Source organism: Actinomyces howellii, assembly GCF_900637165.1.
GTDB classification, from domain to species: domain Bacteria; phylum Actinomycetota; class Actinomycetes; order Actinomycetales; family Actinomycetaceae; genus Actinomyces; species Actinomyces howellii.
In genome coordinates, this window is the sequence record NZ_LR134350.1 from 323,778 (window position 1) to 336,133 (window position 12,356).

The 12,356-nt window shown below is 74.1% G+C and carries 7 protein-coding genes; 4 read left to right on the plus strand and 3 right to left on the minus strand.

Translation table 11 applies throughout. From position 1 onward, the window contains the following. The first annotated feature begins 1 nt into the window (after window position 1). Genes EL245_RS01440 through EL245_RS01445 form a run of 3 tightly spaced genes read left to right on the plus strand, consistent with a single transcriptional unit; the run spans window position 2 to window position 3,447 of the window. Window positions 2-1,612 (plus strand): dynamin family protein, encoded by a 1,611-nt coding sequence (locus EL245_RS01440; RefSeq protein WP_331852814.1) that lies wholly within the window; start codon window positions 2-4, stop codon window positions 1,610-1,612. A gap of 3 nt (window positions 1,613-1,615) precedes the next feature. Beyond that, a complete protein-coding gene (locus EL245_RS13925; RefSeq protein ID WP_331852815.1) occupies window positions 1,616-1,807 on the plus strand; it encodes a hypothetical protein in 192 nt (63 codons plus the stop codon). After that, window positions 1,804-3,447, plus strand: coding sequence for a GTPase (locus EL245_RS01445; protein WP_161512695.1), 1,644 nt, complete (start codon window positions 1,804-1,806; stop codon window positions 3,445-3,447). Before EL245_RS13925 ends, EL245_RS01445 begins: the two co-directional genes overlap by 4 nt. Window positions 3,448-3,502: 55 nt before the next feature. On the opposite strand, the gene EL245_RS01450 is transcribed toward EL245_RS01445, so the two are convergent. From EL245_RS01450 to EL245_RS01460, 3 genes are all read right to left on the minus strand, one after another. Next, a complete protein-coding gene (locus EL245_RS01450; RefSeq protein WP_126381410.1) occupies window positions 3,503-5,134 on the minus strand; it encodes a cation:proton antiporter family protein in 1,632 nt (543 codons plus the stop codon). A 54-nt stretch (window positions 5,135-5,188) separates the two neighbouring features. Continuing rightward, window positions 5,189-6,892, minus strand: a complete 1,704-nt coding sequence (locus EL245_RS01455; RefSeq protein ID WP_126381412.1) for a cation:proton antiporter family protein — start codon at window positions 6,890-6,892, stop codon at window positions 5,189-5,191. A gap of 122 nt (window positions 6,893-7,014) precedes the next feature. Beyond that, entirely contained in the window at window positions 7,015-9,543 is a 2,529-nt protein-coding gene (locus EL245_RS01460; protein ID WP_126381414.1) for a DEAD/DEAH box helicase, read from the minus strand. An 833-nt stretch (window positions 9,544-10,376) separates the two neighbouring features. Between EL245_RS01460 and EL245_RS13485 the strand changes: the two genes are divergently transcribed. Then, window positions 10,377-12,350 carry a hypothetical protein gene (locus EL245_RS13485; RefSeq protein WP_126381416.1) on the plus strand — a complete coding sequence of 658 codons (1,974 nt, stop codon included), beginning with the start codon at window positions 10,377-10,379 and terminating at the stop codon, window positions 12,348-12,350. The last annotated feature ends 6 nt before the right edge of the window (window positions 12,351-12,356 follow it).

Genomic DNA, 12,356 nt, shown 5'->3' on the forward strand with positions numbered 1-12,356 from the left:
CATGGCTGCTGCCGTGCGGCGCGGCTCCGACCGTCAACCGCCCGCACCCCACGGAGCCACGGTCCGACCCGGCCCGGGCGAGTCGCCCGAGGCCGCCCTGGCCCGTCTGCACCGTCGGCTCGACGCCCTCGACCTGCCCTACGACCTCGCCATGACCGCGGGGACCTCGAGGCAGGCGGCGCTCGTGCGCGACCAGCTGGGCGACTACGTGCTGCCCCGCCTGGCCAGCCTCGACGCACCGCTGCTGGCCGTCGTCGGGGGCTCGACCGGGGCGGGCAAGTCGACGCTCGTCAACTCCCTCGTGCGCCGACGCGTCGCGGCCTCCTCCGCCATCCGCCCCACGACCCGGCGGCCTCTGCTCCTCCACGCCCAGGAGGACCGGGCGTGGTTCGACTCCCCACGGGTGCTGGGCTCGCTGGCCCGCGTGCAGGTGGCCGCCGACGCCCCGCCGGCACCCACGCGGGGCGTGACCGCCCGGGAGGTCGAGATGCGTCCCTGCGAGGCGCTGCCCGCGGGCCTGGCCGTCCTGGACGCCCCGGACGTCGACTCGGTCGTCGAGGACAACCGCTCCCTGGCGGCCACGCTGCTCGCGGCCGCGGACCTGTGGATCTTCGTGACCACGGCCGCGCGCTACGCCGACGCCGTCCCGTGGGAGCACCTGCGTGCCGCCGCCGACCGCGACGTCGTCACCGCCGTCGTGCTCAACAGGGTGCCCCCGGGCGCGGCGCACGAGGTGGAGACCGACCTTCGCTCACGCCTGGACGAGGCGGGGCTGGGGGCCGCGCCGGTGCTCACCCTGCCTGAGACCGAGCTCGACGACGAGGGCCTGCTGCCGACCGGAGTCGTGGCGCCGGTGCGCGCCTGGCTCGAGACACTGTGCTCGGACCGCGCTGCGCGGCGGGAGGTCGCCCTGCGTACCGTGACCGGCGCCCTGGGGGCCGCTCTGGCGACGACCGGCCTGGTGGCGGCCCAGCTCGACGCGCAGGAGGCCGAGCGCGAGGACCTGGCCCGCGCGGCCCGTGACGCCTACGACGAGGCCCGAGCCAGCCTCGAGCGGGCGACCGCCGACGGCGCCATGCTGCGAGGCGAGGTGCTCGCCCGCTGGCAGGAGCTGGTCGGGACCGGCGAGCTGTGGAGCGGCCTGGAGTCCTGGGTCGGCAGGCTCCGGGACCGTCTCACCGGGGCGCTGCGCGGCAGGACCGCGAGCACCGCGGGTCTCGAGGACGCGATCGAGTCCTCCCTCGTGAGCCTTCTCGTCGCCGGCTCCCAGCGCGCCGCCCTCGACACCGAGCGGGCCTGGAGGCGGGCGGACTCCGCCCCCCGCCAGCTCGCCCGGGCCCTGGCGAGCCTGCCCCAGGACGACCGGCTCGTCGCCCAGGCCGCCGGGCTCGTGCGCGACTGGCAGCACACGGTCCTCGAGCTCGTGCGCCACGAAGGAGCCGACAAGCGGCTGCGGGCGCGGGTGCTGTCCCTGGGCGTCAACGTCGTCGGAGTCGCCCTCATGATCGTGGTCTTCGCCCACACCGGCGGCCTGACCGGTGGTGAGGTCGGCATCGCCGGCGGCACGGCCCTCCTGGCCCAACGGGTCCTCGAGGCGGTCTTCGGCGACTAGGCCATGCGTTCGCTGTCCGAGCGCTCCCGCGCTGACCTGCTCCGGCGGTGCACGGCCTTCCTCGAGGAGCACCGGGAGACCTTCACCGGCTCCCTTGACCGACCCGTCCCCACCGGGGAGGAGCTGCGCCAGGACGTCGAACGGGTTCGCGGCGCGCTGGGGCGCGAGCCGTGGGCGGCCGAGGAGTACCGGTGAGCGCCCGGTCCGGAGGGGAGCTGGAGCGGGCCGTTGAGCTCGCCGCACGGTTCGACACGAGCCAGGACCCGGCGGCGTCGGCCCCGGGAACGCCGTCGTCCCGCATCGTGCACGAGGCGCGAGAGCTGCTTGAACGCACAGGGCGCCGCCGCACCCTGGCCCCCGGATGGACGGTGGTCGCCCTTCTCGGCGCCACTGGGTCGGGCAAGTCGAGCCTGTTCAACGCCCTGACGGGCACGCGCGCGGCTCGTACCTCGGTCACCCGGCCCACGACCAGCGAGCCCCTGGCGGCGGTGGCCGGCCCGGCCCAGCAGTGCTCAGACCCCGCCGAGCTGCTCGACTGGCTGGGCGTGACCGCGCGCCTGGAGATCGACGACGGCCCCCTCGCACCGGGCACGATCGTGCTCGACCTGCCGGACATCGACTCGGACGACCCCGAGCACAGGCGCACGGCTGAGGCGATGGCGGGGCTCGTCGACGTCCTCGTGTGGGTCCTCGACCCTGAGAAGTACGCCGACGGCGTCGTCCACCACGACTTCCTCGTCCCGATGGCCACCCACGGGGCGGTCATGCTCGTCGTCCTCAACCAGGTCGACCGTCTCAGCCCCGAGGACCGGGATCCGGTCATGACCGACCTGCGCAACCTCCTGGAGGCCGAGGGCCTGGGTACCACGGAGGTCATCGCGGCCAGCGTCCGCACCGGCCAGGGCGTGGAGGCCCTCGGCCGGCGCATCGGGGTGCTGGCGGGCCTCGGCCGTGCCGCCGAGGCCCGCCTGGCGGCCGACCGGCGCCGGACCGCCCGCGAGCTCAGGCTCGCCCTGGGGGTCGGTGAGCCTCAGTCGGCGCCCGCCACCGGGCCCGTCGAGGAGCTGCGGGAGGCCGCGGCCCGTGCCGGTGGCGTCGAGCAGGTCGTGCGCGCCGTGAGGCGCTCGACCGAGCTCGCAACCACGAGGCGGCTGGGCTGGCCCCCCGTGCGCTGGCTCGGTCGGTTGCGCAGCGACCCGCTGCGGCTGCTCCACCTGGGGCGGACGCCCCCGGCGCAGGACCCGACAGCCCCGGTCGCCGTCACCTCCGTGGCTCCACCGGGACCGCAGGCCGTGGGCGCCCTGCGCGTGGCCGCGCACCGCGCCGCCCACGCCATGACGGCCGGCATGCCCGAGCCGGTCCGCGCCGAGATGGTCGCGCGCACCTGCGCGCGCGCTGAGGGGCTCACCCCCGTCCTCGACGAGGCGGTGGCGCGCACCGACCTGGGCGGCTCCCGCGAGCCCCGGTGGTGGGCGGTGGTCGACACCGTCCACCTCGTCCTGGTCCTCAGCGCTGCGGTGGGCGGGCTGTGGCAGGCGGCCCTCGTCCTGGCGCGCACCTACCTGCTCATCGACCTCGACCCGCCCCGGTGGGGCGTCGTGCCCTGGCCGGTCGTCCTTCTCGTCGGCTCGGCGGCGGCCGGACTCGGCCTGGCGCTGGCGTGCTCCTGGCTGGCGCGAGCCGGAGCCCGACGTCGCGCCCGCAGGGTCGAGCAGCGCCTGCGCGCTGCGACGGACGCGGTTGTCGAGCGCGAGCTCGAGGAGCCGCTGCGGGCCGCCGGGGCCGACTGGCAGGAGCTGGCCGGGCTCCTCGCGGCGCTCGAGCGGTCAGGGTGACCCGAGCACCCCGGGTTCCTCGGGTACCGCGGGTACCGCGGCCTGCGGGTGCCGGTCAGGCGCCGGCGTTGATGGCGGTGGCCGGCCAGCGGTGCTGCGCCGCCTCAGCCAGTGCCGAGCCGATCCCGTCGTAGGCGTTGATGACGGTGTTCACGCCCCGCTCGCGCATCTTGCGCGCCTCGTCCTCGTAGCTGGCGACGGCCATGACCTCTCCGGCGAAGCCATGGTGCTCGATCCAGTCGAGCACGGCGAGGTTGGCCCCCGGGTCGGACATCGCCAGCACCGCGGTGCCCACGGCGCCGGTGCCCAGGCGCTGCCAGAAGTCCGTGTCGGTGGCGTCGCCCTCGACGACGTTGAGTCCCTGGGCGCGCAGCTCGGCGACCTTGTCGGCGTCGGAGTCGACTCCCATGACCGGGATCGGCACCGTGGCCTCGTCGGGCACGCCGTCGTCGGTGACGAGCTCGTCGCACAGGCGCCGGTAGGCCGTCCGGCCCACTCGACCCATTCCGAAGATGACGACCTCGATACCGGTGACGTCCAGGGGCGCCTCGGCGGGGTGCAGCGCGTCAGGGGCGTGGTCGGGCATCCGGTGGGACAGCCGCAGCACGAGGGAACCGGGGCGCTTGTTGACGACCGATGCGACGACGAAGGACAGGGCCACAGCCACCGACAGGCTCTGGAGCCACTCGGCGCCCAGCATCCCCTGCGACACCCCGACGGAGGCCACGACGAGCGCCAGCTCGGAGTAGGAGGCCACGGCGAGCCCGGTGAGCACGGCCGAGCGGTGCCGCAGCCGGTAGTACCACAGGGCGGCGGTGTAGGCCGCCGAGCGCAGCGGGAGCAGGGCCACGAGGATGAGCGCCATGATGAGCGAGCCGGCGGAGGGCAGGCCCGCAGAGCCGATGGACACGAAGAAGGCGACGAGAAGCAGTTCCTGGATCGGGCGGAAGGACTCGGCCAGCTCGACGGCCCGGGGGTGGCGGGCGAGCAGCGCTCCCATGACGAGGGCTCCCAGGGTCCCGGGCAGCCCGACCGCCTCGAAGAGCTGGTAGCCGGGGACCAGGCCGACCGCGACGCCGAGCAGGGCGAGCATCTCGCGGTGGCGCACGCGCGCCAGGACCCGGCCCAGCACCGTGGCGCCGGGGACGAGCAGGACGACGACCAGCGCCCAGGGGCTGGGCACCGAGCCCGCGATGAACACGAGGAGCACGATCGAGCTCGTGTCCTGCAGGATCGAGGTGCCCACGGCGACACGCCCGTAGAGGGAGGTGGCGTCGGCACGGTCCTCGAGGATCTTCATGATGACGACCGTGGAGGAGGAGGCCAGGGCGAAGCCGAGCATGAGGGCGGCCGGCCAGCCGGCGGTGCGCCCGACACCGAGGCCCGCCACGAGGACCGCCGCCCCGATGACCAGGGTCGTTGCCGCCGTGATGACGACCATGGTCATCGCCGCGGTGCCCGCGACGAGCCTGCGTCCCAGGGTGCGCGGATCAAGGTCCAGGCCGATGGAGAACAGCAGGAGGGCGGCTCCCAGGTCCCCGACGGTCTCGATCCAGCCCGGTGTCGGCCACCCCAGGGCGCCCAGGGCGAAGCCAGCGGCGATGTACCCCACCAGCGGCGGCATCGTGAGCACAGCGGCGGCGAAGCCGAGGACGACGACGGCGACGAGGTGGACAGCGAGGGTCATCGATGGTCTTCCAGGCGGGTCGAGGGGCGAACGGGGGTCGTGGGGTCACCGCGGTCAGGGGTGTCCTGGGCGAGGGCGTGCCCCGACCGGGGCGCGCTGCGGGTGGCGGGACCGGGGAGAGCCGCCTGTCTCCCGGTCCTCGGGGGCAGCGGCCTGCTCCGGCGAGGCTGCTGCCGAGTCGAAGCCCTGCGGCGCCCGTCCGGTCGTGACGGCCTGGGCCACCGCCGAGCCCAGGCCGTCCTCGATGTTGAGCACCGTGTCCGCTCCGGCACGGCGCAGCGCCCGCGCCTCGTCGTCGGTCCTGGCCACGGCGAGGACCTCCCCGTCGAAGCTGGAGCGGTTGAGCCACTCCAGGACGTTGACGTTGGCCCCGGGCTCGTGGATGGCCAGGACCGCCGTCGTGGCGTGGACGGCGTCGAGACGTTCCCAGAACTCCTGGTCGGTGGCGTCCGCCTCCAGGACGTTGAAGCCGCGCCGTCGCAGTGAGGCGACCTTGGCGGCGTCGTTGTCGATGCCGAGCACCCCTGTCATGCCGTCCTCGTAGAGACGGGTGTAGGTCGAGCGACCCACCCGGCCCATGCCGAAGACGACCGCGGAGACGTCGGTGAGGTCCAAGGGCCTGTCGGCGGGGTGGATGTCGTCGCGGGGACGGCGCGGCAGGGCCTCGCTCAGGCTCCTGACCAGCCTGGCCGGGGCGCGGTTGACCACCGCCGAGGCGGTCAGGGACAGAGCCACGCCCAGGGCGACGCCGGGTGCCCAGGCTCTGTCGAGCAGGTCGAGGTCAATCCCGACGGCGACCAGGACGAGGGCCATCTCGCTGTACGGTCCCAGGAGCAGGCCGCTGAGCACGCTCGTGCGTCGGCGCATCCTGCCCGCGCGGACGACCGCCGTGTGGACCGCCGAGCGCAGCGGGAGGACCGCGACCATGGCCGCCGCGAGGAGCGCCGAGGCCACCGAGAGGCTCGCGGCGAGTCCGATCGACACGAACAGGCAGGCGATGAGCACGTCCTCGATCGTGCTCAGCGCTCCCGCGAGCTCCCTGGCGGACGGGTGGCGGGCCAGGAGGGCGCCGGTGACCAGCGCGCCGAGGCGGCCGTCGACGCCGGCCGCCTCGAAGAGGGCGTAGCCCAGGACGAGCGCGGTGGTGATCCCGAACAGGGTGCGCATCTCGCGGTGGTCGATCCGGTCGAGGACCGCGCCCAGGAGCCGGGAGCCCGGCCAGAGCACGACGAGAGCAGCGGCCCACGGGCTGGGGGCGGGCGCCCGCGCGATGGTGAGCAGGAGCACGGCCCCGAGCACCTGAAGCACGAGCACGCCTGAGACGACGCGCCCGTAGACGGCGCGCGTGTCGTCACGCGCCTCCAGCAGCCGGACGGGCACGGCCACCGAGGACAGGGCCAGGGCGAGACCGATGAGAAGAAGCCCTGGCAGGCCGGGTGCGTCCACGCTCCCCGAGACCGCGGCCACGGCGAGCACGACCGCCGCGCCCAGGACGGTGAGCAGCGTCGTCGAGACGAGGGCGGAGCCCAGGACCTCCCTGCGCATCAGCGGCCAAGGCCGCAGCCGCAGGCCGACCTTGAACAGCAGGAGCGCCAGGCCCAGGTCGGCCAGTGAGCCGACGACCTCCAGCCGCGGGGCGCCCGCGGCAGACAGGACGAGCCCGGCGGTGAGGAAGCCGACCAGCGGGGGAAGACGCAGGGCCGCAGCTGCCAGGCCGAGGACGACGACACTGACGAGGTACAGGCCGGCAGCTGTCACAGGTCCCCTTCGTGTCTGCCCGGCGTGCGGTCAGCATCGTCTCAGTACGGTCTCAGTGGCGTCTCAGCCGGGGCAACGCCGGTCACGGCCCGTCTATTCCCCGCCGGGGCCGGGCAGGGCGCTCACCACCGGTCGCCGCGCTGGTGACCGCGGTTGTCGCGCCGGCCCCTGCCCTGACCCTCGGAGCGGAACCCGCGCCGGCCGCCGTCGGTGCGCTCACCGCGGTCCTCGCGCCGGTCGTAGCGGCGGTCCTCGCGTCCCTCGCGTCGCTGGTCCCCGCCCCGGTAGCCGCGCTCGGGGCGGTCCTGCCAGCGGTCGGAGTCCCGCCGCTCGCGCCGGTCGTAGCGGCGGTCCTCGCGTCCCTCGCGTCGCTGGTCCCCGCCCCGGTAGCCGCGCTCGGAGCGGTCCTGCCAGCGGTCGGAGTCCCGGCGCTCACGCCGGTCACCCCGGTCACGCCTGTCCTCGAAGCGCCCGGAGCCGCGCGGTCCCCGGCGCTCGTCGCGCTCGAAACGGCCGCGGCCTGCGCGCCGCTCGGCGGAGTCGTGCGGGCGGCGGTCCCTGGGGCCGTCCCAGCCGTGTCCCGGGCCCTCGTCGGGGCGGATGCGCATCTCCCGGCCGCCGAAGGTCGCCCGGCCCATGGCCTCGAGCTGGTCGGGGCTGAGCTCGGTGTGGATCTCGACGAGGGAGAAGGACTGGAGGATGTCGATCTTGCCGATGTCGGAGCCCGAGATGCCGCCCTCGTTGGCCAGGGCGCCGACGATGGCCCCGGGGAGCACGCGGTCGCGGTGACCGACCTCGATGCGGTAGACGGTCCCGGTCCCCTCCTCCTGGCGGCGGCCACCGCGTGCGGCACCGCGCTTGCTCTCGTTGCGGTCGCGGCGCGAGCCCTCGAAGGACGCCGACACGAAGCTGCCCTCGGCGTCGAGGTTCTCCTCGCGACGTCGCCTGCGGTCCTCCCGCTCCTGACCGGGCTCCGCGCGGCGGGGTCCCTCGTCGCCCACCGCGAGGGCGAGCAGGGTCGAGGCCATGGCCAGGGAGTCGATGCCGAGCTCGGTCGTGGCGGTCTCCACGAGGTCGGCGTACATCCCCAGGCGGCCGCGCTCGTGGCGCGCCGTGGCGCGCTCGAGCAGGGCCTTGGCGCGGTGGGAGGACACGTCGGCGGGGGAGGGGAGCGTGATCTCCTCGAGCCGGGTGCCCGTGAGGCGCTCGATCTGGCGGAGCTTGTTCTTCTCCTTGGGGGTCAGGAAGGTGACGGCCTCGCCGTGACGCCCCGCCCGTCCGGTGCGGCCGATCCGGTGGACGTAGGCCTCGGCCTCGCGGGGGACGTCGAAGTTGACGACGAGCCCGATGCGGTCGACGTCCAGGCCGCGGGCGGCCACGTCGGTGGCCACCAGGACGTCGAGCGTGCCGGCGCGCAGGCGCTCGACCAGCCTCTCCCGCTCTCGCTGGGGGACGTCGCCGGAGATCGCCGCGGCCTGGATGCCGCGCCCCGCCAGCTCGATGGCGACGTCCTCAGCCGTGGACTTGGTGCGCACGAAGACAATGGCCGCCTGGGCCTCGGTGACGGCCAGGACGCGGGCCACCGCGCCGATCTTGTGCCGGAAGGGGACGACCGCGTAGGTCTGGTGGACGGTGTCGACCGTCGAGGACTGGCGGGAGACCTCGATGCGCTCGGGGTCGGTGAGGTGCTGGCGTGCGACGGCCTGGATGGCGGGAGGCATCGTGGCCGAGAACAGGGCGGTGCGGCGCTGCTCGGGCAGGGACGCCGCGATCGTCTCGACGTCCTCGGCGAAGCCCATGCGCAGCATCTCGTCGGCCTCGTCCAGGACGAAGTAGCGCACGGCGTCCAGGCGCAGCGCTCCCTTGTCGATGAGGTCGATGACGCGGCCGGGGGTCCCGACGACGACCTGAGCGCCGTCCTTGAGCGCACCGATCTGCGGTCCGTAGGGGGCCCCGCCGTAGACGGCCACGACGTCGAGCCCTCGTGAGCGACGGGCCATGTCGGTGATCGCGTCGGCGCTCTGCAGGGCCAGCTCACGGGTGGGGGCCAGGACGAGGGCCTGGACCGAGCCGTCGGAGGCGTCGACCGCGTCGAGCAGCGGCAGTCCGAAGGCGGCGGTCTTACCCGTTCCGGTCTGGGCGACCCCGACGACGTCGCGCCCCGACAGGAGCACCGGGATCGCCTCGCGCTGGATGGCGGTCGGGGTCTGGTAGCCCATGTCGGTCACGGCCTTGAGCAGGTCAGCGGGCAGCCCCAGGTCGGCGAAGGTGACCTCGGCCGGGTCGGCGGAGGCGTCGTCGGTGGACGGGTCGGTGTCGACGAAGGGGGTGTGCCCGTCGACCTCCTCCTCGTCGAGGTCGGCAGCGAGGTCGTCCTCCTCCGGGCGGTCCCAGGGGTGCTCGGGGTCCTCCTCGGGCCTGGCGCGGTCGACGTCGTCGTCCTCGTCCTCGTGCTCGACGTCGAGGGGGTCCCCGGGGGTGTCCGAGGAGGCGGGGGTGTCGAAGGACCCGGCGGTGCCCGGCTCGCCGGCGGCGCGCGGAGGAGCGGCGACTGCCTGCTCCGCGGAAGCGGGATCGGCGTCGAAGAGGTCGTTGATGCTCACGGGGCCGTCGTGGGAGGGCGTGCTGGATCCCGGGCTGGTGGCGGTCATGAAGTTCTTCCCGTCTCTGGTCCTGTCTGAGGACCGGTTGCGGAGCGTGGGGGAGACCGGTCAGCCTCCGCTCTTGCCGCACCGCACCCACCACACTCGCCCCGACCGCCCGCTCGCTCGTTGACGACGAGAGGCGGACCAGGGGCTCGACGCACAGACTCGCGGGGTTCCGTCGGCCCGGCCCCGGCACGGCGTGCAACGGGGCCGGCGCGGATCCCGAACGGGGTTCACAGCGCGGATCACTCCTGCGGGCAAGCCTATGGCCCGCGGTCGTCGAGCGGCTGTCGGACAAGCCTGTGCTGCACGAGGTCACAGGTGATCTCGGTCATCCCGGTCGTCTTGGTCGTCTCGGTCATCTCGGTCATCTCGGTCGTCCCGGTCGTCTCGGTTCTCGCAGTCCGTCCTCGTCCGGCTGCGTCGGGCTGCGAGCACGGCAGTGAGCAGCAGTGAGCAGGCGTGAGCCGGTACCTGTGCCGCCGGGTGCCGCAGGAGGCAGGCGAGTCGTGATGAAAGAGAGACCTGAGCCTCGGGACGGCTCCTGGGTGGGTCGATCAGGTGCGACCGGCCGCATTCTTCGTTGCAACAACGCGGTTCCTCCCGGGGGCAGACGATGACGGGGAGGGGCCAGACCGGCGACCGGGGCCTTGTCGGGCGGCGGCGCGTACGCACCTGTGCTGCGAGTGTGACCTGATCGAGCGCGATGGGCGATACGATCAATACACGATGACGAGTATCGGAGCCGATACCAGCCGGCACGGTAGTCGTCGTCTCCCTGGAGCCGCCCTGAGAGCACGCGCCCACCTGTTCCCACGGAATCCCACGAGTACGACTAGATGACATCCTTCTCTCGCCGCCTCCTGAGGCACGGCTCGCTCCCCGCACCGGTGGCGCGGCTCGTGCTGGCCGCCTTCACGGTGCTCTGCCTGGTGCTCGTGACAGCGGTCGGGGCCAACCTCGGTGCGGGTCCCGCCGCCGCGCTCGCCGACGCGGGCGTGCAGGGGCCCTCGGTCGTGGTCGCACAGCCCGGTCGCGACTACATCAGCTCGACGAGCACCGACCGGCCGGTGCTCCACCTGTCGGGGTGGACCGACGCGAGCGGTGCCCCGCTCAACGCCCCGGACAACGCCACGACGAACTCCGTGGCCGTCCAGGTCCGTCTGGTCGACGACGAGGGCTGGTTCCAGGCGGGTGTCATCTACCCGGAGTTCGCAGCGGGATCCGCGCACTACGCCCTGCCGCTGTGGCCGTTCACCAACGACATGGACCCCCATGAGGGCACCTACCGTATCGAGTGGCGTGCCTCGAGCGAGAGCTCCTGGGTCCTGGTCGACACCATCGGGCTCGACGTGCGTCTCCCGCAGCCTGCCGAGGGCGCCGCGCTCGAGCGGGCCGGCTCGCTGCTCGTGGGCACGGGGTGGACCTTCGACCGCACGACGTCCATCGGCGGGATCTTCAAGGTGGCCCTGGCCCTCACGCTGCCGGACGGGACGGTCCGCCAGGTCACCGTGCGGGCCTACTTCGCCGGCACGAGCTTCGTCCTCGACATCGCGGACCTCGTGGCCGCCGGTGCGCCAGCCGATGGCGGCTACACGGTCACCGCCGTGTCCGACGGGGCACTGACGGCCACACGGGTCGATATCCCCTCAGCCCCCGTCGAGCCACCGCCCCCCAGCCCGGAGCCCACCCCGGAGCCTCCTGCCAAGCCGACGCCCGAGCCGACTGTCGTGCCCTCGCCCGAGCCGACGCCCGAGCCGACGCCGGTGCCGACTGTCGAGCCGACTGTCGTGCCCTCGCCCGAGCCGACGTCGGTGCCGACTGTCGAGCCGACGTCGGTGCCCAGTGCCGAGCCGACGTCGGTGCCGACTGTCGAGCCGACGTCGGTGCCCAGTGCCGAGCCGACGTCGGTGCCGACTGTCGAGCCGACGTCGGTGCCGACTGTCGAGCCGACGTCGGTGCCGACTGTCGAGCCGACGTCGGTGCCCAGTGCCGAGCCGACGTCGGTGCCCAGTGCCGAGCCGACGTCGGTGCCCAGTGCCGAGCCCTCCGTCGAGCCGACTGCCGAGCCTCCGTCGGAACCGGCCACCGAGCCGGCTGCCGAGCCCACGACAGAGCCCGTCGTGCCTGTCGAGCCTGTCGAGCCCGAGCCCGTGCCCGAGGACCCCGCGCAGGCGCCCGAGCCCACCTCCGAGCCGGTGACGGCTGTCGAGCCGGAGGAGCGGAGCACGCCTGAGGCGGCCGTGGCGGAGGCACCCGCCGAGGAGCCGGGCCCGGGTCAGGCCGAGGCCGTCACCGACCCCAACGCCAAGCCTGAGACCGAGCCCTCGTCCCCGGTCAGCGGCCCCGGTGACCTGGACGCGTCCAACGCGGGCTCCCTGTCGGGTACCCGCAACGGGGACAAGGTCACTCTCATCCTGCCGTCGAGCAAGGCCAAGGAGGGCGACTGGGTCGCCGTGTTCGTCTACCCCGGCGCGACGACAGCCGGCTGGGTCCAGGTCGACGGGGCGCAGTCGGTGTCCATCGACGTCTCAGGATTCGGGGCGGGAACCTATCAGGTGGCGATCGCGGACAGGGACTCCGAGCTTCTCGGATGGGCCCAGCTCGAGATCGCGGCGGTCAGCGCCCCGGCAAGCGAGGGGACCGCGGTCCTGACCATCGGCGCCGAGCAGCCGGGCCACGGGCTCCTGGGTCCGGGGGACTGGATGCTCGTCACCGCCGGAGGGCTGCTCGCCCTGGCGGCGGGAGCCGTCATCCTCCTGGTCCGGCCGGCGACCGTCGTGCCGCGACGTCGCGGACACGCGCAGGTGTGAGACGAT

Excerpts from the sequence above, each read along its gene's own strand:
- EL245_RS01440 (WP_331852814.1), top strand. The coding sequence starts at position 2 with ATGGCTGCTGCCGTGCGGCGCGGCTCCGACCGTCAACCGCCCGCACCC.
- EL245_RS13925 (WP_331852815.1), top strand. The coding sequence starts at position 1,616 with ATGCGTTCGCTGTCCGAGCGCTCCCGCGCTGACCTGCTCCGGCGGTGC.
- EL245_RS01450 (WP_126381410.1), bottom strand. The coding sequence starts at position 5,134 with ATGACCCTCGCTGTCCACCTCGTCGCCGTCGTCGTCCTCGGCTTCGCC.
- EL245_RS01460 (WP_126381414.1), bottom strand. The coding sequence starts at position 9,543 with ATGACCGCCACCAGCCCGGGATCCAGCACGCCCTCCCACGACGGCCCC.
- EL245_RS13485 (WP_126381416.1), top strand. The coding sequence starts at position 10,377 with ATGACATCCTTCTCTCGCCGCCTCCTGAGGCACGGCTCGCTCCCCGCA.